Source organism: Streptomyces sp. NPDC039423, assembly GCF_055598725.1.
Genome location: NZ_JBVKAH010000002.1, coordinates 888,868 through 912,157, shown reverse-complemented (window position 1 = coordinate 912,157; position 23,290 = coordinate 888,868). Strand labels below are relative to the sequence as shown.

14 protein-coding genes are annotated in these 23,290 nt (G+C 72.3%); 4 read left to right on the top strand and 10 right to left on the bottom strand.

The genetic code is table 11. From position 1 onward, the window contains the following. The first annotated feature begins 42 nt into the window (after positions 1-42). Positions 43-1,824 carry an ABC transporter ATP-binding protein gene (locus ACZ7LK_RS10140; RefSeq protein ID WP_471139442.1) on the top strand — a complete coding sequence of 594 codons (1,782 nt, stop codon included), beginning with the start codon at positions 43-45 and terminating at the stop codon, positions 1,822-1,824. Further along, positions 1,821-3,752, top strand: coding sequence for an ABC transporter ATP-binding protein (locus ACZ7LK_RS10135; protein ID WP_471139440.1), 1,932 nt, complete (start codon positions 1,821-1,823; stop codon positions 3,750-3,752). The genes ACZ7LK_RS10140 and ACZ7LK_RS10135 overlap by 4 nt, the downstream gene beginning before the upstream one ends. Positions 3,753-3,832: 80 nt before the next feature. Here the strand turns inward: ACZ7LK_RS10135 and ACZ7LK_RS10130 are convergent, their stop codons facing one another. The 4 genes from ACZ7LK_RS10130 to ACZ7LK_RS10115 all read right to left on the bottom strand — a co-directional run bounded on the left by ACZ7LK_RS10130 (position 3,833) and on the right by ACZ7LK_RS10115 (position 10,026). Further along, positions 3,833-4,069: a hypothetical protein gene (locus ACZ7LK_RS10130; protein ID WP_392271925.1), complete on the bottom strand. Its 237-nt coding sequence runs from the start codon at positions 4,067-4,069 to the stop codon at positions 3,833-3,835. A 64-nt stretch (positions 4,070-4,133) separates the two neighbouring features. Next, positions 4,134-8,879, bottom strand: a complete 4,746-nt coding sequence (locus ACZ7LK_RS10125; protein WP_471139437.1) for a putative T7SS-secreted protein — start codon at positions 8,877-8,879, stop codon at positions 4,134-4,136. Then, positions 8,879-9,526, bottom strand: a complete 648-nt coding sequence (locus ACZ7LK_RS10120) for a hypothetical protein (RefSeq protein WP_392271927.1) — start codon at positions 9,524-9,526, stop codon at positions 8,879-8,881. Before ACZ7LK_RS10120 ends, ACZ7LK_RS10125 begins: the two co-directional genes overlap by 1 nt. Continuing rightward, positions 9,523-10,026, bottom strand: a complete 504-nt coding sequence (locus ACZ7LK_RS10115; RefSeq protein WP_471139434.1) for an SseB family protein — start codon at positions 10,024-10,026, stop codon at positions 9,523-9,525. The genes ACZ7LK_RS10120 and ACZ7LK_RS10115 overlap by 4 nt, the downstream gene beginning before the upstream one ends. Before the next feature lie 396 nt (positions 10,027-10,422). Between ACZ7LK_RS10115 and ACZ7LK_RS10110 the strand changes: the two genes are divergently transcribed. Continuing rightward, complete coding sequence (locus tag ACZ7LK_RS10110; RefSeq protein WP_392271929.1) at positions 10,423-12,456, top strand: M4 family metallopeptidase; 2,034 nt, start codon at positions 10,423-10,425, stop codon at positions 12,454-12,456. Between the two features lie 316 nt (positions 12,457-12,772). On the opposite strand, the gene ACZ7LK_RS10105 is transcribed toward ACZ7LK_RS10110, so the two are convergent. From ACZ7LK_RS10105 to ACZ7LK_RS10080, 6 genes are all read right to left on the bottom strand, one after another. After that, positions 12,773-15,400, bottom strand: a complete 2,628-nt coding sequence (locus ACZ7LK_RS10105; protein WP_392271930.1) for a glycosyltransferase family 1 protein — start codon at positions 15,398-15,400, stop codon at positions 12,773-12,775. A gap of 125 nt (positions 15,401-15,525) precedes the next feature. After that, complete coding sequence (locus ACZ7LK_RS10100; RefSeq protein ID WP_471139431.1) at positions 15,526-16,809, bottom strand: FAD-dependent monooxygenase; 1,284 nt, start codon at positions 16,807-16,809, stop codon at positions 15,526-15,528. Between the two features lie 13 nt (positions 16,810-16,822). Beyond that, entirely contained in the window at positions 16,823-17,944 is a 1,122-nt protein-coding gene (locus ACZ7LK_RS10095; protein ID WP_469463627.1) for a monodechloroaminopyrrolnitrin synthase PrnB family protein, read from the bottom strand. Positions 17,945-18,005: 61 nt separating this feature from the next. Then, positions 18,006-19,397: an MFS transporter gene (locus tag ACZ7LK_RS10090; RefSeq protein WP_469463626.1), complete on the bottom strand. Its 1,392-nt coding sequence runs from the start codon at positions 19,395-19,397 to the stop codon at positions 18,006-18,008. 244 nt (positions 19,398-19,641) lie between these two features. After that, the gene (locus ACZ7LK_RS10085; RefSeq protein ID WP_469463625.1) at positions 19,642-21,093 is read right to left on the bottom strand and encodes a 4-hydroxyphenylacetate 3-hydroxylase family protein; all 1,452 of its coding nucleotides are present in this window, start codon (positions 21,091-21,093) and stop codon (positions 19,642-19,644) included. Positions 21,094-21,211: 118 nt separating this feature from the next. Next, positions 21,212-22,183 carry an AraC family transcriptional regulator gene (locus tag ACZ7LK_RS10080; protein ID WP_471139427.1) on the bottom strand — a complete coding sequence of 324 codons (972 nt, stop codon included), beginning with the start codon at positions 22,181-22,183 and terminating at the stop codon, positions 21,212-21,214. Between the two features lie 130 nt (positions 22,184-22,313). Here ACZ7LK_RS10080 and ACZ7LK_RS10075 point away from each other — a divergent pair, with 130 nt between their 5' ends. Beyond that, entirely contained in the window at positions 22,314-23,255 is a 942-nt protein-coding gene (locus ACZ7LK_RS10075) for an SDR family oxidoreductase (protein ID WP_392271936.1), read from the top strand. Positions 23,256-23,290: the final 35 nt, after the last annotated feature.

The window sequence follows — 23,290 nt, the reverse complement described above, 5'->3', positions numbered from 1 at the left end:
GCGCGTGAGCGATGACAGTGCCGAACCGTAGGCTCGGTCCTGATGCCGAAACAGGATGCACCGACCAAGGACCGCTCAGCCGTTCGCTCATTGCTGCGGCTGTGGCCGTACGTGCGACCCGTGCGCACCCGGGTGGGGACGGCGGCGCTCGTCGCGGTCCTGGCGTCCTGTCTGGGGCTGGTCATCCCGTTCGTCCTGAAGGGGATCGTGGACGGGCCGGTGGCCGGACGGGACCCCGGCGGGGTGTGGTTCGGGGCCCTGGTGGTGCTGGCGCTGGGCGTGGCGGAGGCGGCGCTGTTCGGGCTGCGCCGGTGGCTGGTGGCGCGGCCGCTGGCGGGCGTCGAGGCGGCGATGCGCGCGGACCTCTACCGGCATCTCCAGCGGCTGCCGATCGCCTTCCACGACCGGTGGGCTTCCGGCCAGCTGCTGTCACGGGCGACCACGGACCTGTCGTTGATACGGATGTTCCTGGCGTTCCCGATGACGTTCCTGTTCGTCAACGGGGTCACGGTGCTGGTCGGCTGCGGGGTGCTGCTGGTCCAGGACTGGTCGCTGGGGCTGGTGCTGCTGGTGCCGGTGGCGCCGCTGATCGTGGTCTGCTCGCTGTTCGAGTCGCGCTACTCGCTGGTGGCCCGGCGCGCCCAGGACCAGGTCGGTGATCTGACGACGGTCGTCGAGGAGAGCGTGCTCGGCATCCGGATCATCAAGGGCTTCGGTCGCCACCGGAGCCAGGCGGAGGCGTTCCGCGCCCTGGCGGACCGGCTGCGGGGCACGGAGCTGCTCAAGGCCCGGCTGCTGGCGGGCATCTGGGCGGTCATCACGGTGGTGCCCGAACTGGCCATCGGGACGGCCCTGGTGCTGGGCACGGTCCAGGTCGCGGACGGGGTGCTGTCGGCGGGCACGCTGGTGGCGTTCCTGTCGACGGCCCTGGCGCTGCGGTGGCCGGTGGAGTCGATCGGCTTCCTGCTGGCGATGAGCCAGGAGGCGGCGACGTCGGTGGAACGGTACTTCGAGGTGATGGACGAGGCGGCGGAGGACCCGGGCGGGAGCGGTTCGTCCGCGGAGCGGTCCGGCGGCCTCCGGTTCGAGAACGTGTCGTTCCGCTATCCGGACGCCCCGGAGGGGTCGCGTCCGGTCCTCGACGGGATCGACCTGGTCGTCCGCCCCGGCGAGACGATGGCGCTGGTCGGCGCCACCGGCTCGGGCAAGACCACTCTGACGGCCCTTATCCCACGGCTGCACGAGGCGACGGGCGGGCGCATCCTGCTGGACGGCGAGGACATCGCGGCGATGCCCCGGGAGCGGCTGCGGGAGCTGGTGTCGGTGGCGTTCGAGGAACCCACGCTGTTCTCGGCCAGCGTCGGGGAGAACGTCCTGATGGGCGCCGGCCCCGGCGGCGGGGGCGAGCCCGAGCTGCGGCGTGCCCTGGAGGTCGCCCAGGCCGGGTTCGTGGAGGGGCTGCCGCGGGGCACGGCGACCGAGGTGGGCGAGCAGGGTCTGAGCCTCTCGGGCGGTCAGCGGCAGCGGCTGGCCCTGGCGCGGGCGGTGGTGGGCCGGCCGCGGTTCCTGGTGCTGGACGACCCGCTGTCGGCGCTGGACGTCCACACCGAGGCGCTGGTCGAGGCGGCGCTGCGGGACGTGCTGCGGGACACCACCGCCCTGGTCGTGGCCCACCGCCCGTCCACGGTGATGCTGGCCGACCGCGTGGCGCTCCTCTCGGGGGGCCGTATCGCCGCGGTGGGCACACATCAGGAACTGCTGAGGGACAGCCCGGAATACGCCTGGCTCATGTCCGGAACCGAGACGACGGGTGGTGCGCGATGACGGACACGGTCGGCCAGACGGCCTCGACGCCCCCGGACGACCGGGCGCCGCGCGAGGACGCCACCCCGGTGGCGGGGGCGCCCACGGACGGAGCCCCGGGCGCGGGGCCCGGTGCCGAGGCGGGGCCCGGCGGGGCGGACGCGTTCGACCGGGACGCGCTGCCGGTGGCGGACGGGGCGACCCGGGCGCTGCTGAGGTCCCTGCTGGCGCCCCGGCGGGCCCGGGTGGCGCTGGCCGCGCTGCTGTTGCTGCTCCAGCAGGCCGCCGTGCAGGCGGGCCCGCTGGTCGTCGCGTACGCCATCGACCGGGCCGTGCCCGCGCTCCGGGACGGCGACCACGGCCCGCTGGTCGCCGTGGCCGTGGGGTACGCGCTGTGCGCGGTGGGCGCGGGGCTGTTCCAGTACGCGTTCATCCGCGCCTCGGCCCGCGTCAACCAGGACGTGCTGCTCGATCTGCGGGGGCGGATCTTCCGGCACGCGCAGGCCCTGAGCATCGACTTCCACGAGCGGTACACCTCCGGCCGGCTGATCTCGCGGTCCACCACCGACGTCGAGTCGTTGCGCGAACTGCTCGGCGAGGGGCTCCAGGAGCTGGTCGGGGTGCTCCTGTCCTTCGCCTTCATCTCGCTGCTGCTGCTCTGGCTGGACCTGGGCATCGGCGCCGTCGCCGTGGCCTCCTTCGTCCCGCTGTACCTGCTGGTGCGGGTGTACCGGCGGCGCGCGGCCGTGGCGTTCAGCGCCCGGTCGACCGCGATCGCCGCCGTGATCGTGAAGTTCGCGGAGACGATGAACGGCATCCGGCCGGTGCGGGCGTTCCGGCGGGAGGGGGCCAACGACGCGGCGTTCCGCACGCTCAACCACCGCCACGAGCGCCGCAACGGCGACGCGATACTGGAGATGGCCCGGTACGTCGTCGGCTCCCGGCTGGTGGCGAACACCGCGGTGGCCGGCATGGTCCTGTGGGGCGCCTACCGGGTCGCGTCCGGGTCGCTGGCGCTCGGGGTGCTGGCGGCGGCCGTGCTCTACGTGCGGCGGCTGTACGACCCGATCGACCGGCTGGCGATGTTCCTCAACTCGTACCAGTCGGCGGCCGCCTCGCTGGAGAAGATCGCGGGCCTGCTGGCGCAGACGCCGACGGTCCGGGAGCCCGTGACGCCCCGCCCCCTGCCGCCGTCCCGGGAGGGGGCGCCGGGGCGCGAGGTCGTCTTCGAGGACGTCCGTTTCGGGTATCGCACGGGCGGCGAGGTGCTGCCGCGCTTCGGGCTGACCATCCCGGCGGGGCAGACCGTGGCGGTGGTCGGCTCGACGGGCGCGGGCAAGTCGACGCTCGCCAAGCTGCTGGCCCGCTTCTACGACCCCACCGGGGGGCGCGTCCTGCTCGACGGCGTCGACCTCCGGGACCTGGACACGCCGGACCTGCGGCGCGGGGTGGTGATGGTGACGCAGGAGGCGTTCCTGTTCTCCGGGACGGTGGCCGAGAACATCGCGATCGGGCGGCCGGACGCCACCCGGGAGGAGATCGAGCGGGCCGCGAAGGCGATCGGCGCGCACGACTTCATCGCGGGCCTCCCGGACGGCTACGACACCGACGTGCGCAAGCGCGGCGGGCGCATCTCGGCCGGCCAGCGCCAGTTGGTGGCGTTCGCCCGGGCGCTGCTGGCCGATCCGGCGGTGCTGATCCTCGACGAGGCGACCAGCTCGCTGGACGTCCCGGGCGAGAGGGCGGTGCAGCGCGCGATGGACACGGTGCTGCACGGCCGCACGGCGGTGGTGATCGCGCACCGGCTGTCCACGGTGGAGATCGCGGACCGGGTGCTGGTGATGGAGGGCGGCCGGATCGTGGAGGACGGCACCCCGGCGGAGCTGATCCGCGGCGAGGGCCGGTTCGCGGGGCTGCACCGGGCCTGGCGGGAGAGCCTGGTGGGCTGATCGGCACGGGCGACCGGCCCGCGGCCGGCTCCGGAAATCCCGGAGCCGGCCGGGTGGCTCTCCGCACGATCCGGCCCTGGTCATTCCTCGGGGATGGAATCATCGCCATCACTGGAAGTGATGACGACCCCTCTCGACAGCGATGCAGGCGAGTCACCGGACACGTGGACTCGCGCCGCGTGGGGCGGGCCGAAGACATCCACGAAGACGTCGGGGTACCGCTCGATCCTGTCCAGAACGAAATGCGGCGCACCGGTGCCGGAGCCGGCCTCTTCCTCGAGCGTGTAGGTCTGGCCGACCCGTGCGACGCCGCCCACGCATCGCACGATCACAATCCCTCCGCGCTCACCCGCCTCCTCAACGCTGTGAACCTGCAACCGACTAGCCTCTTGCATATTTGTAAGCCTCCGCGACGAATTGCGATATCTGATCCGGCGTGAGCTTCGGAATGTCCCACTCCAGTGCGTCGCTGATGTTCTGATATGTGTGCAGCTTGGGAATCTTGATCCCCATCTGGTCCAGGATATCCTTCGCCACGCTGGAGGGAATCGTCACGCTGGCCCGCTTGGCGAGCTCTGATGCGTGGAGCCCCACACCCACCTCCGCCTCGGCGCGAATGAAGCCCCGCTCCATCGGAACTCCCTCGAGGGCGCTGCGTGGAATGAGCTGAAGTACAGCGTCTCCGAATTGTTCCGAGTGCCGGGCGAAGGTGGCCGCGACTCCGGGGTCCGTGGATGTGGGCGTAAAACCGGATTTCTCAATGTTGACACTGGCGTTGTACCCCTCCGTTGTACCCCGGAAGAGATGCTCCTCCTCCGGGCACCCGAAGAGTCCGAATGGATCTATCTGCGAGTGGGGATTGGGTACGTAGGTTACGGAGTTGGCGGCGGGGGCCAGACCGAGCGGATCCGATGTGAGGTAGCGGCCTGTCTCGGGGTCGTAGTAGCGGTGGAGGTTGTAGTGAAGCCCGGTTTCCGGGTCGAAGCGCTGACCTGGAAAACGCAATGAGGTATGGGCGGTGCTCGACGCTGCCCATGTCGTGGTACCCCACAGCGTGGTACGGGTGCTCCACGCCAGGTCGCCCGTTTCATCGACCAGCTCACGCGGAGTGCCGATCAGGTCGGTGACGATGGAGAAGAATCGTTCGTCGATGGTTTCCCGCGCCGCGGTGGGCGCGAGGATGCGTTCCGTCTGCGTGAGGGGGCGAAGGCCGTGGTAGTCCCACGTAACGGCGACGGGCTTGGGAAGGGCCTCGCTCTCGCTGGTCTCCTCGCAGAGTGTCACCCCGTCCCAGGTGAAGATGGTCTTCTCGACAACGGTCCGGCCGTCGGGAGCGAGGCGCTGCTTCGCGGTCCGACGGCCCAGCGCGTCGTACTCATAACGCCAGACCGTGCCGTCCGGTGTGGTCACCGACCGCATGCGGTTCTCGGCGTCCCATTCGTAGCGCCAGGTGTCGGGTTTGCGTGACAGGCGCGACTTCTGGCGGAGGGTGATCCGGCCGAGGGCGTCGTGTTCATAGCGCACGTTGCCGGCGCGCGTCATGACCGTGCCCGCATAGGCGCGGGGTCCGGTGGCCTCCTGCCCGGCGTGGGAGGCGGGCCAGGACGCGTGGGTCTGGTTGCCGGCCTCGTCGTACGCGTAGCGCTCCGTCCAGCCTGCCGCCTCAACAGCGGTGACGCGGCCGGATGCGTCGAGGTCGAAGGTGCGGGAGCCGGTGAGCTGGTCGTCGATGCCGATGAGGTTGCCGTCGGCACGGTAGGCGTAGTCGCGGCGTTGGATGCCGCGCCCGCCCGCGCCTGTGACCTGTTGGCTGGTGAGGCGCCCGAGAGAGTCGTACTGGGACGTATAGGTGATGGTGTCACCTATGTGGCGGGTGATCTCCTGGCCCGCGGCGTCGTGCTCGAAGACGAGTGTGCGGCCGGAGGTGGTGAGGGAGGTGCGGCGGCCTGCCGCGTCGTAGACCCACGTGCTGACCGCGCCGGTGGGTGTGGTCCGGCCCGTACGACGGCCGAGCTTGTCGTAGGCGTAGGTGAGGGTGCGGCCGTTGACCGTCTCGGACTTCAGGCGCCCGTGACGATCGCGCAGGTACGTGATCGTCGCGTCCGCGTTGCGCGCTTCCGCGAGCTGGTCGAAGAGGTCGTAGGTGTAGGTGGTGACGGCTCCGGCGGCGTCCTTGCGGGTGACGCGGTCGAGTTCGTCGCGCTCGTAGTGGATCGTCTGGCCGAGGGCGTCGGTACGCGAGACGAGGCGGCCGGCGGCGTCGCGCGCGTACGTGATCGTGCGGCCGTCGAAGTCGGTTTCGGATATGAGGTGACCCGCCGCGTCGTACTCGTAGTCCCACGTAAGACCCTGTGGGTTGAGGACCTGGGTGAGGCGCAGCTCGTGGTCGTGGGTGAACTCGTAGCGCACGCCGTCCGGGCCCGTACGGGCGCTTATGAGGTCGAAGTGGGTGTACTCGAAGCGTGACACCCTCCCCATGGGATCGGTGTGGGTCAGGCAGTTGCCCTCACCGTCGTACGTCCACGACTGCTCGGTGCCGTCGGCTTCCACGCGGCGGGCGAGCTTGCCCTCCGGGGTCCATTCGAGGCGAGTGGTGTGGCCGAGCGGATCGGTGACGACGACAGGGCGGCCGAAGGCGTCGTGGCTGAACCGGGTGACCGCGCCGAGCGGATCGGTCATCTCGACGGGCAGACCGGCCGCGTCGTTGCGGAGACGGGTGGTGTTCCCGAGCCCGTCGGTGACCGCCGTGGTGTGTCCTGCCTCGCTCAGCGTGAAGCGCGTGACGGCACCGGCCGGGTCCGTGACCGCGACCCGGTTTCCTCGCTCGTCGTATTCCTGGCGGACCGAGGTGTGGTTCGGGTTGGTCACGCGTACCGGCAGGCCGAGTTCGTTGTACTCGGCGGACAGCGCACGACCGTCCGGCCGGATCGCCGACGTCCTGCGGCCGGACGCGTCGTACTCGAAGCGGGTCGTGCGGCCGAGCGGGTCCGTCCGGGACAGCAGCCGGTTGTAGCGGTCGCGTTCGAAGTGGGTGACGGCGCCGAGCGGGTCGATTTCCTTGACGATCTGGTGCGCGTCGTTGACCACGTACTGATGAACCGCGCCAGTGCCTGTCGTGGCCCTCGTGACGCGCAGCCCCGTCTCGGGGTCGGTACCGTCGTAATCGAGCCGCAGCGCCATATGACCCTCGACGCCGCCCTCGGTGATGCAGCGGTCGCGATCGTCGTAGGTGTACTCGTAGCGCCTGCCGTTGGTGTCCGTCCAGGAGGTGAGCCGGCCGCGTTCGTCGTACGCGAACCGGAGGGGTATCCCGGAGGAATTGACGACCTCGGTGAGGTGTCCGTCGGTGTAGCCGTAACGCAGGATCTCCTGGTCCGAGCCGTCCGGCGCCCCGCCCGCGAGGTGCAGGGCAGTGATCCTGTCCTCACAGGTGGTGAGCTTCAGGTGGTAGCCGCCGCTGTGCACGATCGCCGTCGGAGCACCGGTCTCGTCGTCGTACTCGAAGGTGACCCAGTTGCCGTTGCGGTCATCGATCTGCGTCAGCAGAGCCAGCTCGTCGTGGTGGGTGACGAAGTGCCGAACGCGCCCGCTCTCCGGGTCGGTGACGGTGTATCCGCCGTCCACGTCCCGGTCCAGAGGCCAGCGTGGTCCGTGGCTCGGCAGGACCGGGACGCCCGGAGCCGGGTGCGGATACGCCAGAAGCAGGCCGTCCTCGGCGATGAGGACGACACCCTCGGAGTCGATCTCCAGGCGCTGATCCGCCGTGGAGGACCAGGAGGGGCCGAACCAGCGCCCGGCCCGGTAGTCCGATGCCAGACGGCGGCGGAACACGAGGGGCAGGGTGCCGGGCAGCGCGATGTCCGTCTGCGGCAGGTACATCACGCCCGTGGCCAGATCGATCGGGTCCGAGGGATCGTTCTCCGCCCCGCGCGCGGTCCGGGACGGGTCGGCAGGATCCTGCACACCGTTGCGCCCGGGTCCGTCGAGGCCGCCGTGGCGGGTGCCGCTGCGCATGCCGGCCCGTAGCCCGCCCCGGAGTACGCCCGCGCCCTTGGTACCGATCAGTTCCGGGATGAGACGACCGAGGAACTCGGCGGGGTCCCCCTTCGCCGCCTCCCAGGCGTTCTTGAGGGCGCGGTCGGGGTTGGCGACGGTGGAGACGAGCCCGGCGAGCGTCATGTTGACGCCCTTGTAGTACTCAGCGGGGTGGGTCAGGTTGTAGCCGTCCATCGGGTTGACGGAGCGGACGAAGTTGATCAGGCCCGCGGCGCCCTTGGTCACCCCGCCGAGGAGGTGCAGGCCCTCCGTGCCGGAGGCCATGCTCCAGTCGGCGAGCTCCAGTTTGAGCTTCTCCCTGCCCTTGGGCTCCTTGGGGGCATGTGCCATCGCGCTCGTGACGGCCGTCTTCGCCTGCTCGGCCGCTTCGTTGCGGGCGCGGCGGGCGTCACTGAGGATCTCCTGGGCACGGGTGCACAGGGCCTTGCCGGGATCCGCGCCGGGCTTGGGCAGTGGTTTGTCGCTCTCGCGGGCCGACTCGTACGCGGTCACGTCCTTCTCGTGCGCCGCCGAGGCCTGCCGGCCCTGCTTGTACAGGACGATCGCCTCGCGGGCCATGGCCTGTGCGCTGGTGATGGCGTTGGAGTACCGCTCCAGGGCGCCGGCCGCGGCCTCGAAGGCGTCAGCGGCGTGCAGCCAGTCGGTGGGCAAGGTGGAGAACTTGGTGCGGAAGGTGTCGGCAGCCTCGCCCTTCCAGTTGCTGGAGTCGAGCTTCTTCATCCCCGCGCCGACGAGGTCGAACGCCAGCTGGAAGTCCCGCAGGTTCTTCACCGAGTCGGCGATCTTCGTCGGATTGCCGTGGATCAGCTCGTTCGGTTCCTCGGTCTGCCCGAGCTGCTGCTCGCCGACCTCCGCGCCCATCGACGAGGCGAACCCGTCACCCCAGTCGGTGACCAGGTCCGCCGCACGCTTGTGGCCGTGGGCCTCCAGGTACTGTCCGGCCTTGTCGGTCGCGTAGTCGGCGGCCTCGCCGACGAGCTTCTTGCCCTTGTCGATTCCCTCATCGATCCCGTCGACGACCTTGTCGGTCGCTTTGCCGGCGAGATCGCCGATGATTCCGAAGTCGGACATCAGCCGTTCTCCCCCCACCGCGGCTCTTCGGCCTGCGCAACCGTCGCCTCGTCCGGATCGAGCGTCTCGCGGAACTCCACGTCCATCCGCTCACGCAGCTTCGGATCGAGCAGACCCGAACGCTCCATCGAGTCCATCTGCGCGTCCATGACGTCGTAGCCGGTGTTCTTCCAGGTCTGCTTCACCTCCTCATGGGCCTTCGTCATCGACTCGGCGCTGTAGTCCGGGTTGTCGAAGACGCTCTGAGTACTGATGGTGTCCCAGCTCATCTGCTTGACCTGGTCCTCGCTCAAGTGCGGGTTGCCGTTCAGCGAGTTCACACCGATCTTGACCGAGTCCTTGACGTACTGCTCCTGCTCGTAGAACGAGCCGGCCGACAGCCCCACCCCCTGCGCGAAGAGGTTGCCCTTCAGCGTGAGGGCCCGCACGCCCCATTCCCAGCGTTCGCAGAACGTCCTGAACTGCTCCGTCAGCCCGGCGTGGCCCAGCTCCAGCCCGGACAGGGCCAGATCGGAGAAGCCCCGGCCGGCCGTCGCCTCACCGATCATGCCGAGCTCCTTCAGCTCGGCATGGGCCAGGTCGATGCCGATCGCGATGGCCGCCAGCGCCACCGGCGGCGCCTGGAGATCCGGCTCCTCGCCGCTCACGCGTTCCCCCCGAGATCGACCGCCACCGCGTCGGGCACGATGCCCACGACGGGCGGGAAGAGCATGCCCTCCTCGCTGCCCGCGTCCAGCGCCACCCCGGCCGGACCCGGCAGCATGGGCACCATCACATCGAGGAGCCGCGCGCCAAGAACCGTCCGGTACGTCCACTCCCTGTCCGCGTCCCCCCGCGCCCGCGCGAAGGCGGCCAGCGCCTCCTCGTCGGAGAAGGCGCAGATCCACCGCACCCCGTTCTGCTCCGCCGTCCACAGGCTTCCGTGGTCGTCGAACGGCACCAGCACCGCACTGCGCCGGAATTCACCCAGGAGCGCCGCGAACTCACGCCGCGCGGAGGTCAGTTGATTATCGGCCCGCGCCGCCGGAGGGGCGGGCGGAGCGGGTGCCGGCTTCTCCACAGGTGGTGGATCCGGCGGCGCGTCGGCCAAGCCGGCGAGTTTTGAGCGTGGTTCGGTCCTGGATACCGCGTCCCCGTATTCGGCCATGTCCGGAATGCTGTCATGATCAGGTTCACGTCAGCAACAGAGTGAATGCCGAGTACCGACGGTAAGCGGTGTGGTAACCGCCATAGCCGATCGCCGGAACCAAGGCGGTGCCGCGCACCCCTCGGTCCCGCGCCGGACACAGGACGCGGCGGCGGCACCTCGGCGAAACGTCCGGTTAACGAACACGGCTTTTCGGGCAACGGACGAATTCCGGCCAATCTGTTGACGCGCTCCTGACAGGGACCCGTCACCGGCGCCACTCTTACCCCGTTCTCCGCACCACATGTTCGGACCGCGTTCCTTCGTTCGACCCGCACGTGTTCCGCGCTCGTTCAGGCTGCTCCGCCCGGCCGGCCCCACCCAGCCGCCGGTACCCCCCTCGCAAAAGGAGTCTGCGTGAGATCCACGCCCAGCCGTCGCGCCACCGCGACCGGCGCCCTGATCGCCGCCGCCGCCATGCTCACCGTGAGTGTGCAGACCGGTGCCGCCACCGCCGCCGACGCACCCCGGACCGCGGCACCCAAGGCCCGGACGGCCGGCAAGGCCGACCCCGGTGCCCTGCCCGCCGACCTCTCCCCCGCCCAGCGCACCGCGCTGATACGCGCCGCCGACGCCGCCAAGGCCGAGACGGCCAAGGAGCTCGGCCTCGGCGCCCAGGAGAAGCTCGCCGTCCGCGACGTCGTCCAGGACCGCGACGGCACCACCCACACCCGCTACGAGCGCACCTACGCCGGCCTCCCGGTCCTCGGCGGCGACCTCGTCGTCAGCGAGACCCGCTCCGGCCGGACCGAGGCGGTCAGCAAGGCCTCCCGCGCCGTGCTCAAGGGCGTGGACACCACCGCGGACATCGCCCCGGCGGCCGCCGAGAAGCAGGCCCTGGGCGCGGCCCGGGCCGAGGGCTCCAAGGCGACCGACGCCGAGCGCGCCCCCCGCAAGGTCGTGTGGCTCGCGCAGGGCAAGCCGGTCCTCGCCTACGAGACGGTCGTCGGCGGCCTCCAGCACGACGGCACCCCGAACGAGCTGCACGTCGTCACCGACGCCACCACGGGCGCCAAGCTGTACGAGTGGCAGGCCGTGCACACCGGCACCGGCAACACCCAGTACAGCGGCCAGGTGACGCTCGGCACCGCGCCCTCGTACACGCTGACCGACACCGGCCGCGGCAACCACAAGACGTACAACCTCAACCGCGGCACCTCCGGCACCGGGACGCTGTTCTCCGGCTCCGACGACGTCTGGGGCGACGGCACGCCGCAGAACGCGGAGACGGCCGGTGCCGACGCCCACTTCGGCGCCGCGCTCACCTGGGACTACTACAAGAACGTGCACGGCCGTTCCGGCATCAAGGGCGACGGCGTCGGCGCGTACTCCCGCGTCCACTACGGCAACGCGTACGTCAACGCCTTCTGGACCGACAGCTGCTTCTGCATGACGTACGGCGACGGGGCGGGCAACACCAAGCCGCTGACGTCCATCGACGTCGCCGCCCACGAGATGACGCACGGCGTCACCTCCGCGACCGCCAAGCTGGTCTACAGCGGCGAGTCCGGCGGTCTCAACGAGGCGACCTCCGACATCTTCGCCGCCGCCGTCGAGTTCCACGCCAACAACGCCCAGGACAAGGGCGACTACCTGGTCGGCGAGAAGCTCGACATCCGCGGCGACGGCAGCCCGCTGCGCTACATGGACAAGCCGAGCAAGGACGGCTCGTCGAAGGACGCCTGGTACTCCGGTATCGGCAACGTCGACGTCCACTACTCGTCCGGCCCGGCGAACCACTGGTTCTACCTGCTCTCCGAGGGCAGCGGCGCCAAGTCCATCAACGGCGTGAACTACGACTCGCCGACCTCCGACGGCCTGCCCGTCACCGGCATCGGCCGCGACAAGGCCGCGCTGATCTGGTACAAGGCGCTCACCACCAAGTTCAACTCGACGACCAACTACGCCGGTGCCCGCACCGGAACGGTCGCTGTCGCCACCGAGCTGTACGGCGCGGGCAGCGCCGAGGTGAAGGCCGTCGAGCACGCCTGGGCCGGTGTCAACGTCGGCTCCCGTCCCGGTGGCGGCGACCCCGGTACCGGCAAGATCTTCGAGAACACCGCCGACGTCGCCATCCCGGACAACGGCGCCGCCGTCACCTCGGCCGTCAGCGTCACCGGCATCGCCGGCAACGCCCCCTCCACCCTCAAGGTGGACGTGGACATCGTCCACACCTGGCGCGGTGACCTGGTCGTCGACCTGGTGGCCCCGGACGGCTCGGTCTACAACCTCAAGCCGTTCAGCTCCTCCGACTCCGCCGACAATGTGAAGGCCACCTACACGGTCAACGCGTCCAGCGAGGTCGCCAACGGGAGCTGGAAGCTGCGCGTGCAGGACAAGGCCGCGCAGGACACCGGCTACATCAACAGCTTCAAGCTCACCTTCCCGTAAGCCCGGGAAGCGGTGACGCACCGCCCGGTGGCACTCCACGTGCCGCCGGGCGGTCGTGCGTCCGGACGGCGTGGCGGACGGGCCCGGGGCGTACGGCCCGGGGCGCGCCGCCCGCCCGCGGCTTGCCACCCGCCCCCGGACGGACCGCGGCCGGGCGGTCCTCCTCCTCACGGCGGGGGACGCCTCCGCCGAACGGCCGAGGACCGGATCGGTTCCCCGGCCGATGCCCCGGAGAGGGCGGGGGCGGCAGGCTGTGCGGCGCGCGGCCCGTCGCCCCCCACGAGGGGAGGGGGCGACGGGCCGCGGGCCCCGGTACCTAGCGCATCAGCACGCCCGCGCCCTCGCCCGTCGACTCGGTCGGCAGGGCGACCAGGCCCAGGTCGGCGCCGGCGGGCAGCAGCCGGTGGGTGGGCAGTATCCGGACCGTGTACCCGAACGGGCCCGTCCGGTCGAGGGTGAGCGGCCCCTCGTACACCCAGCGCCCCTGCTGGTCGGGGCCGCCGGCCGGCTTGAGCGGCACGGTCTCGGCGTCCCGCAGCCGGTCGTCGGTGTCGACCCGGCCGGCGACCGCCTGCACCTCGACGTCCTCCGGCTGGAGGTCCCCGAGGGCCACCCGCACCCGCAGCGCCAGGGTCGAGCCCAGCTCGGCGACGCCGTTGGCCTCGTCCACCTCGACGTGGTCGACGGCCACGCGCGGCCATACGGCGCGCACCCGGGCCTTCCAGGCGGCGAGCTCCCGTGCGGCGCCGGTGTCCAGCGCCCGGTGGGCGAGGGCCGCCGGGGCGTAGAGCCGCTCCACGTACTCCCGCACCATGCGTCCCGCCAGCACCTTGGGGCCCAGGTTGGCGAGCGTACGGCGGACCATCTCGATCCACCGCTCGGGCAGCCCGTTCGCGCCCCGGTCGTAGAAACGGGGGGCGACACGCTTCTCGATCAGCTCGTAGAGCGCGTTCGCCTCCAGGTCGTCGCGCCGGTCCTCGTCCGTCGTCGGGCCGTCGGCGGTCGGGATGGCCCAGCCGAAGTCCGGCTCGTACCACTCGTCCCACCAGCCGTCCAGGACGGACAGGTTGAGACAGCCGTTGAGGGCGGCCTTCATCCCGGACGTGCCGCACGCCTCCAGCGGGCGCAGCGGGTTGTTCAGCCACACGTCGCACCCGGGGTACAGCTTCTGCGCCATGCCCATGCCGTAGTCGGGCAGGAACACGATCCGGTGGCGCACGCGCGGGTCGTCGGCGAACCGGACCAGCTCCCGCACCAGCCGCTTGCCCCCGTCGTCCGCCGGGTGGGCCTTGCCGGCGACGACGATCTGCACCGGCCGGTCCGGGTCCAGCAGCATCCGCGTCAGCCGGTCGCGGTCCCGCAGCATCAGCGTCAGACGCTTGTACGAGGGGACCCGGCGGGCGAAGCCGATGGTCAGGACGTCGGGGTCCAGGACCCCGTCGATCCAGCCGAGCTCGGCCGAGCCCGCGCCCCGCTGCCGCCAGGAGGCGCGCAGCCGGGTCCGGACCTCCGTGACGAGCTGTTCGCGCAGCTCGCGCCGCAGGTCCCAGATCTCGGAGTCCGCGATCTCGCCGACGGCGTCCCACCGCTGGGAGCCGCCGACGCTCAGCGCGTCCTCGGCGCGCTGGGTGCCGATCCTGCGGGCACCGAGCCGGAACACCTCGGGGGCCACCCAGGTCGGGGCGTGGACGCCGTTGGTGATGGAGGTGATCGGCACCTCGTCCGGGTCGAACCCGGGCCACAGGCCGGCGAACATCTCCCGGCTCACGGCGCCGTGGAGGGTGGACACGCCGTTGGCGCGCTGCGCCAGGCGCAGCCCCATGACGGCCATGTTGAAGAGGTTCGGCTCGCCGCCGGGGTAGGTCTCCCTGCCGAGCTGGAGGATCCGCTCGACGTCGACGCCGGGCAGTTCCGCGCCGTCGCCGAAGTGGCGGGCGACCAGCTCGCGGTCGAACCGGTCGATGCCGGCGGGGACGGGGGTGTGGGTGGTGAAGACCGTCCCCGCCCGGACGGCCTCCAGGGCGGCGTCGAAGTCGACGCCCTCCTCGCTCAGTTCCCGGATGCGCTCCAGGCCGAGGAATCCGGCGTGCCCCTCGTTGGTGTGGAACACCTCGGGCGAGGGGTGGCCGGTGAGCTCGCAGTACGCGCGTACCGCCCGGACACCTCCTATGCCGAGGAGCATTTCCTGGAGCAGCCGGTGTTCGCTGCCGCCGCCGTACAGCCGGTCGGTGACGTCCCGCTCGGAGGGGCCGTTCTCCTCGACGTCCGAGTCGAGCATCAGCAGCGGTACGCGGCCGACCTGGGCCACCCAGATGTGGGCGTGCAGGCTGCGGCCGCCCGGCAGGGCGAGGGAGACCCGGACCGGGGCGCCGCCGCGCTGCCGCAGCAGGGCGACGGGCATCTCGTTGGGGTCCAGCAGCGGGTAGTGCTCCTGCTGCCAGCCGTCCCGGGAGAGCGACTGGCGGAAGTAGCCGTGCCGGTAGAGCAGGCCGACGCCGATGAGCGGTACGCCGAGGTCGGAGGCGGCCTTCAGGTGGTCGCCGGCGAGGATGCCGAGGCCGCCCGAGTACTGGGGCAGGGCCGCGGTGACGCCGAACTCGGGCGAGAAGTAGGCGACGGCGGCGGGCAGGTCGCCGTCGGGGAGGGAGTGGTTCTGGTACCAGCGGCGGCCGCGCAGGTAGTCGTCGAGGTCGTCGGCGGCGGCCGACAGGCGGCGCAGGAAGCGCCGGTCGCGGGCGAGCTCGGCGAGCCGGGCGGCGGACACGGAGCCCAGCAGCCGCACGGGGTCGCAGCCGGCCGCCCGCCACCCCTCGGGGTCGACGGCCTGGAACAGATCACGGGTCTCGGCGTGCCAGGACCAGCGCAGGTTGCGCGCGAGGTCGCTGAGCGGCCGCAGCGGTTCGGGGAGGACGGGGCGCACGGTGAATCGACGGATTGCCTTCACGTGTTCCACCTTCGCAGGGCAGGTACGTATCGGGGCGGACGCACCACGGTGTGCGCCCGCCTTCACCCTCCGACGTTATCGGGACCTCGCCCTCCGTAACCACGGCGCACTCGGGGGGAGCGCGTTCACCGCGCGCTCACCGGGACCCGGTAGGGCGACCCCGCGTTGACCGTTTCCGGGTCGAACGCGCCGGTCGCGGCGTACCGGGCGGCGATCCCGCGCCGTTCCTCCGGCGGGATCACGTCGTCGATGTGGGTGAAGCCGCCGGGGGCGCGCCGGTGGGCCAGATTGATGACGACTTCCGGACCGAGGCGCCGGTTGGCGCGCTGAAGGTCCGTCATGGCGGGCCGCCGCTCCGCCTCGTAGGCGGCGAGGGCGGCGGCCGGGTCGGCGTGCCGGGCCATGGCGTGGGCGAGGGCCCGGGCGTCGATGATCGACTGGGTGGCGCCGTTGGAGCCGATGGGGTACATGGCGTGGGCGGCGTCGCCGACCAGGGTGGTGCGGCCGTGGCTCCAGCGGGCCAGCGGCTCGCGGTCGACCATGGGGTACTCGTAGGCGGCCTCGGCGGCGCGCAGCACGTCGGGGACGCGGACGCCGTCGAACTCCCAGCCGTCGTAGTGGCGGAGGAGCCCGGACACGGGCACGGCCCGGTTCCAGTCGCCCCGGTGGCCGGGGGTCGCGATGCTGTCGGCGGGCATCGCGAGCGCCCAGTTCACCAGGACGTCCCCGGAGGGACGTTCGGCCATCGGGTAGACGACGGCCTTCTGCCGGTCGTCGCCCGCGATGAGCATGAAGGGGCCGGCCCGGCGGGCGTCCAGCCACGACACGCCGCGCCAGACCAGCATGCCGTTCCAGGGCGGCTCGCCCTCGTGGGGTTCGAGGGCGGCGCGGACCGCGGAGCGGATGCCGTCGGCGCCGATCAGGACGTCGGGTTCCAGGGAGGCGCGGCCGCCCCTGGTGCCCTCGCGGTGTTCCAGGCGCACCCGCGGCCGGCCGTCGGGGAACTGCTCCAGGCCCGTCACCCGGACACCGGTGACGAGCGCGGAGGGGCCGAGCCGGTCGCGCACCGCGTCGGCGAGGACCCGCTGGAGGTGTCCGCGCGCGAGGGAGAGCTGGGGCCAGTGGTAGCCGGCGCCCAGCCCGCGCGGCTCGCGGGAGATCAGCCCGCCCGAGCGGTGGTAGTAGCGCAGCTCGCGGGTGCGGACGGCGTCGGCCTCCAGGTCGTCGAGGAGTCCGAGCGCGTCGAGCTCGCGCACGGCGTTGGGCATGAGGTTCAGCCCGGCACCGAGCGGCCGGATCTCCCGGGCGGCCTCGGCCACGGTGACGCGGGGGAAGCCGGCGGCGTGGAGGGCGAGCGCGGTGGTGAGGCCGGCGATGCCGCCGCCGGCGACGAGTATGTGCGGGGTCATGGTGCTCGCCCCCTCACGCGGCCGTGGTGCGCGGGCGTTCGGTGGCCTGGCGCACCAGCGTCTCGTTGTCCCGGGTCAGGTCGAGCACCGAGCGCAGCAGCGCGACCGGTGCGCCGCCGCTGCCCTGGTCGTACAGGCGGAGGTCGTCGCCGTAGGCCTTGCGGGCGATGCCGAGGTGGCGGGCGCGGAACGTCTTGAGGACGCGCAGCACCCGGGCCAGGGAGTGGGCGGAGGCGACGAGCTGGGGCGGCAGCCGGTGGGCGGTCTCCCAGCTCAGCGCGGCGGAGAGCTTGCTGACGGCGGACACCCCGTCCTTGTGGGCGGCGTGGAAGGCGCGCCACGACGGGAGGCTGTAGGCGACCGACTCGGCGAGGAAGGCGTCGTAGCCGGGGTCGGGCCGGTCGCACTGCCAGACCGTCAGATCGACGAGCCACAGCGGCACCTGGGCGGCGGCCGGGCCGAGCCAGGCGCGGCCGGCGACGTCGACCTCCTCGAAGTACGGCCGCAGGGTGCGCGCGAAGTAGGACGGCGAGACGTGGGTGATGGTGAAGTCGATGGAGTCGACCATCGCCTGGACGTGCTGTGCGGTGCGGTCCAGGGTGCGGGCGAAGCCGGGTTCGTACGGTTCGAGCCCGGCGAGCCGCTCACAGGTGTCGAGCGCGGCGACGAGGCCGGGGAAGACCATCCGGACGGCTTCCTGGAGGTGGGCCTCCATCTCGTGGCCGGTGTACATCCGCTGCCGGGGGCCGAGCGGGTTCCAGGTGGTGTAGTGGTGCACGGTGTCCCGGGGCACCATGTCGGTGCGGCGGGCCAGCTCCTCCAGGACGGGGAGCACCTCGGGGACGGCGGCGACCGGCTGGACGCCGTGCCGTTTCAGGGAGCCGAGCAGCATGCCGAGGTCCCGCATGGCGGCGAGGGCCTCGATGACGCACCACTCGGCGACCCGGTCGAGGTCGGGTACGAGGGTGCGCAGCGCGACGGTGAGCGCGGCGACGTCGGCGTCCCGGTTCATCGCGGGGAGCGCGGCGAGCAGCGCGTCGGCGCCGAGCGGGTCGGCGTCGCGTATCTCGGTGAGGCGGTAGCGCGGTTCGGCACAGGTGTCGGGACCGGGCGCGACAAGGTCGTACAGGGTCAACGGGATGCCCCCCTCGGGCGGTGTGGATTCGGGAGTGGCGCGGTGTTCGCTGGTCAGGCGGTCACCGCGGGTCGCCCACCCGGTCCTGGCGTGGCGGCGCCGGTGCGGGCGCGGGCGGGCTCAGCCGTACGGACAGCAGCGCGGCCGCCGCGGCGAACGCGGCGCCGACGAGCAGCGCCGCCTGGTGGCCCGCGGTCTCGGCCTGGGGTGTGGCCGCTCCGGTACGGGTGGTGGCCACGGCCACGAGGACGGCCAGGCCCAGGACGGACCCGAACTGCTGGCTGGTGTTGACCAGCCCGGAGGCCAGGCCGGTCTCCTCGGGCGCGGCCCCTGCCGTGGCGGCCACGTTGGTGGTGACCGTGACCAGCGGCAGGGCGGCACCCAGCACGAGGCTGGGTGCGAGGACGGTGGTGGCGAAGGTGCCGTGGGGATCGAGGGCGAGGGCGAGCCAGACCATGCCGGCGAGCAGCAGCCCGAAGCCGAGGGTCATGGTCCGGCCGAGGCCGAGTCGCCGGATGAGGCGGCCGGTCAGCGGGGCGGTGGCGACGACGACCACCGACAGGGGCAGCAGGCCGAGGCCACCGGTGAGCGGGGAGTGCCCCAGGACGTGCTGGAGGTGCAGGCTGACCAGGAAGAACATGGGGAACAGCGCCATCTGGGCCAGGGCGGCGAGGCCGTTGGCGAGGCGCGGCACCGGCCGCTTGAGGGCGGCGGGCGGTAGGAGGGGCCGGGCGGCGCGGGTCTCCACGAGGGCGAACGCGGCGAGCAGGGCCGAGCCGGCCGCGGCCGCGGGCAGGCTGCGTCCGACGAGGGCGTAGGCGACGAGGCCGAGGCCCCCGGTGGCGGTGAGCGCGCCGAGCAGGTCGAAGCCGGGCCCGGCGCCCCGGCTGCCGCCCGCCGGGAGGCGCGGGGCGAGCAGGGCGAGGACGGCGGCGACGGCGACGTTCAGCCAGAAGGTGGAGCGCCAGCCGAGCAGGTCGGTGAGGGCCCCGCCCAGGACGGTGCCGAGGACGCCGCCGAGACCGCCCGTCGCGGCGAAGACGCCGAGCGCCCTGTGCCGGGCGGGGCCGTCCGGGAACAGGACCAGCAGCAGGGCGAAGGCGGCGGCCCCGGCGAGTGCGGCGCCGATCCCCTGCGCGGCACGGGCGGCGATCAGCGCGCCGGTGCTCTGCGCGAGTGCCCCGGCGGCGGAGGCGGCCGCGAGGAGGGCGAGTCCGAGGACGTACAGCCGCCGGTGACCGAACAGGTCGGCGGTGCGGCCGCCGAGGAGGAGCAGCCCGCCGAAGGTGATGAGGTAGGCGTTGGCCACCCAGGACAGGTTGGCGGACCCGGCCGCGAGGTCGGCGCCGACGGACGGCAGCGCGACGTTGATGATCGCGGTGTCCATGATCATCAGGAGTTGGGTGGCGGCCAGCAGTCCCAGCGTGCCGCGCGTTCCCCCCGGGCGGCTCACCGGTGGCCCCCGGCGCGGGTCCAGCCGGGGTCGGCGGCGCCCGGGAGGGAGCGGTGCGGGCGCCGTAGCGGGACGGCCGCGTGCGCCGAGCGGACCGCGTGTGCCGGGACGGCCGCGTGTGCCGGGCGGACCGCGTGTGCCTGGCGGACCGCACGGCCTGGGCGGACCGCACGGCCTGGGCGGACCGCGCGGCCGCCCCGGGCGCACCGGCCAGGGTCGGCCGCGCGCAGCCGGGCGGGTGCGGTCATCGCGTACGCCCCAGGCCGTAGCCGTCCAGGCAGGTCCGGGCGAGGGCCTCGCAGCCGGGCGCCCCGCCCTCCCGGGCCTGCTGGGTGAGGTAGACGTGGGGGGCGCCGTGGTAGAAGCGTTCGTACTGCTCGTGCCGGCCGGCGAACTCGGATCCGAGCGCGTCCCAGGCCAGCTTCAGCAACTTCACGCGGTCCTCGGCCGGGGTGCCGGGCGAGCGGACGTACCTGCGGAGCAGCGGGCCCAGTTCCGGGTGGAGCAGGTCCTCACCGGACGCGGGGAGCTGGATGAGGCCGCCGCCCGCGAGCAGCTTGACCTCCTGGACGGCCTGGGGGTAGAGCTCCCCGGCCATGATGCGCTGGGCGAACGAGATGTCCTTGCCGGGCGCGACCCCGCCCCGGCCGCCGTCGACCTCCTCGTACGAGGCCTCCGCCGCGAGGACGAACGCCTTGGCCTGCGCGACCCGGCCGAGGAGGCGGCCGACGGCCTGGGTGACCGGCGGCAGCTCGTAGGTGTTGTTGGCCTTGGCGATCAGGATGGCGAGGCCGGCGAGGAACTCCAGTTTCGTCCAGAAGCGGGTCGCGGCCTGGTGGACGAGGTTCAGGTACGCGGGGGTGTGCCACCACATCCGGAACGACACGTCCACGTTCCGGTAGGTCAGCACCCGTTCCCAGGGCACGAACACGTCGTCGCACACGAGCAGCGCGTCGTTCTCGTCGAAGCGGGAGGAGAGCGGGTTGTCGAACACGCTGCGGGCCCGTGCCTCGTAGGAGGTCCGGGAGAGGAACTTCAGTCCGGGGGTGTCGACCGGGACGGAGAAGCACACCGCGTGCGCGACGTCCTCGGGGGCGAGCGGTTCGATGGTGCCGACGATCACCTCGTTGCCGAAGACCGTCGCGGTGCCGATCATCTTGGCGCCGCGCACCACGATCCCGCCGTCCTTCTCGGCGACGACCCGCACCACCAGGTCGTCCTCCTCCTGGCCGGAGGCCGGCCGGGTGCGGTCGATCTGCGGGTTGGTGATGGTGAAGACCGGGTAGAGGTCGCCCTCGGCGAGCCGCCGGTGGTGGGCGAGGGCGGCGGCGGAGCCGTCGTACGCCTCGGTGGCGAAGAGGGAGGGCAGCGCCGCGAAGCCCGCCGCGCCGCCCGCCATGTAGTCGGGGGTGCGGCCCAGGAAGCCGAAGCTCGCCTCCGCCCACACCTTGTACGCCTCACGGCGCGCCACCAGGTCCTGGTACGAGCGCGGGATCGCGTACGCCCGGTGGACACCGCCCTGGGTGAGGACCGGGGTGTGCTCGGAGTCGTGCGCCAGGTCGTACAGCCGGGCGATCGAGGCGGCGGTGTTGCGGAACGCGGGGTGCGAGGTGACGTCCTCGACCCGCTCCCCGTCGAGCCATATCTCCCGGCCGTCGCGCAGCGACGCCAGGTACTCCTGACCGGACCTCGTCACCGTTTCTCCTCTTGCGGATGCCATTGCCGCAGCAGAGCCTGTCCGTTGGTACACACCTACGGCAATGAACGTCCGTCCAATGGTCCTTAAGAACCGGCCAGTCCGCGTCCGGAAACCATTAGGCGGCGCGTGCCGCGCCCGCCCGGTACTCACCGGGAGTGACGCCGAACCATTTGCGGAACGCAAGGTGGAAACCGACCGCGCTCTGGTAGCCGACCCGCTGCGGGACCGCCGACTGGGGCAGCGACGTCTCGCCCAGCAGCCGCGCCGCCTCCTGCATGCGCCGTCCGGTCAGATGGCGCGCCGGTGCCTCGCCGACGAGCGCGCGGAACGCGGCGGTGAACGCGGAGCGGGACATGCCGACCTCCCGGGCGAGCGACTCGATGGTCCAGGGCTCGGCGAACCGGGTCGCGATCATCACCAGGGCGCGGCTCACGCCCGGGTGGCGCAGGACCGGCAGGGACGCCGGGTTCTCCGCGAACTCGCGCAGCAGCGGGCGCAGCGCGAGCACCAGGGCCATCTCGAAGGCCCGCAGCGTGATGAGCCGGTCGCCGGGGCCGATGGGCCGGTCGGGGGCGGCGAGCAGCCGGAGGGTGTCCCGCAGCAGCGGTTCGCGGCCGACCTGGGAGCCGTCCAGGACCAGGGCCCAGGGCAGCGCCTTGTACAGACCGGTGGCGGCGCTGGAGTCGTAGTGCAGCCCGGCGCACAGCAGCCGGCTCTCCGGTCCGGTGCCGCCGATGCGGATCTCGCCGGAGGTGCCGGGCTCCCGCTCCGGCAGGACCGCCTTGAGCGGCACGCCCTGCCGGTCGGGCCGGTCGGAGAGCCGGTGCGCGGTGCCGGTGGGGAAGACGGCCAGGTCACCGGCGTGCAGTTGCTGGGGCGGCTGGCCCTCGGCGGTGATCCAGCAGCCGCCCTCGACGATGTAGTGGAGGACGGCGCAGCCCTGCTCGGCGTCGCCCTCGATGGCCCAGGGGGCGCGGACGTGCCAGCGGCTGTCGAAGACGCCGGTGAGCCGCAGTGGTTGCAGCAGCTCACTGAGGAGGTCGTCGTGCCGGTCGTCGTTCCCGGTTTCGGTGCGCACGGTGTCCATGGACGATCCTTCAACCCCCGCCCCGAATTGTTAATTGATCGGCCAAAGCCGCCGCCGCCAGCCTGAGTGAACGCCTTCATGGCAGCAGTCACACCCTATCGAAGGGCCGATCAGGCATATGTCGGAGCAGATGTCCGAGCAGAATCGGATGCGGGTAGCAGTGGTGGGAGCGACCGGTTTCCAGGGGGGTGCGGTGGCCCGGTTGCTGACCGAGCGTGACCACCGGGTGCGTACGCTCTCCCGCCGTCCCGAGGGCGACCGGCCCCCGCTGCCCGGGGTCTCGTGCGCCACCGGCGACCTCGGTGACGCCGAGGCCGTACGGCAGCTCTTCACCGGGGCGACGCACGCCGCGGTGGTGATGCCGCTGGTGTACGAGGCGGAGCGGGTGCGCGCCTACGCCCGGAACGTCGCGGACGCGGCGGTGGAGGCGGGGGTGCGGCGCCTGGTGTACAACGCCAACACCCGGGTGCCGCGCGCCGCCACCGACGTGGCGGCCTTCGAGACCCGCCGGATCGCCGAGGAGGTGCTGCGGGAGAGCGGCGTGCCGCTGGTGGTGCTGCGCCCGCCGGTCTACCTCGACAACCTGTTCAGCCCTTGGAACGGCCCGGCGCTCGTCAACGACGGCATCCTCTCCTATCCGCTGCCGGCGGACGTGCCGACCGCGTGGCTGTCGCACCGCGACCTGGCCGGGGCGGTGTACGCGGCGCTCACCGCGGAGGGCGTGGAGGGGCGGACGTACGACATCGGCGGGGCGCGGGCCCTGACGGGTGATGAACTGGCGGAGGAGTTCGGCAAGGGGCTCGGGCGCCGGGTGCGCTACCGGACGCTGGCCCCGCACGTCTTCGAGCAGGGGCTGGCGCAGGCGATCGGCCCGGTCGCGGCGGCCGGGGTGGCGGGCATCTACCACTACATGGCCGCGGGCCGGGATCCACTGCTGCTGGCGGGGGATGACGGGCTGTCCGCGGAGGCGCTGTCGCTGACGCCCACGCCGGTCGACGCCTGGGTGTCACGCCGGCCGTGGCAGATCTGGGCGAACGATCCGGAGGAGCGGGACGCCCAGACGCTCACCTGAACGCCACTGGACACACCCGAGCGGGAACCGGCCAC

Bases quoted from the DNA above. Each gene is read 5' to 3' on its own strand.
- ACZ7LK_RS10140 (WP_471139442.1), top strand. From the start codon at position 43: ATGCCGAAACAGGATGCACCGACCAAGGACCGCTCAGCCGTTCGCTCA.
- ACZ7LK_RS10135 (WP_471139440.1), top strand. From the start codon at position 1,821: ATGACGGACACGGTCGGCCAGACGGCCTCGACGCCCCCGGACGACCGG.
- ACZ7LK_RS10125 (WP_471139437.1), bottom strand. From the start codon at position 8,879: ATGTCCGACTTCGGAATCATCGGCGATCTCGCCGGCAAAGCGACCGAC.
- ACZ7LK_RS10115 (WP_471139434.1), bottom strand. From the start codon at position 10,026: ATGGCCGAATACGGGGACGCGGTATCCAGGACCGAACCACGCTCAAAA.
- ACZ7LK_RS10100 (WP_471139431.1), bottom strand. From the start codon at position 16,809: ATGACCCCGCACATACTCGTCGCCGGCGGCGGCATCGCCGGCCTCACC.
- ACZ7LK_RS10080 (WP_471139427.1), bottom strand. From the start codon at position 22,183: ATGGACACCGTGCGCACCGAAACCGGGAACGACGACCGGCACGACGAC.
- ACZ7LK_RS10075 (WP_392271936.1), top strand. From the start codon at position 22,314: ATGTCCGAGCAGAATCGGATGCGGGTAGCAGTGGTGGGAGCGACCGGT.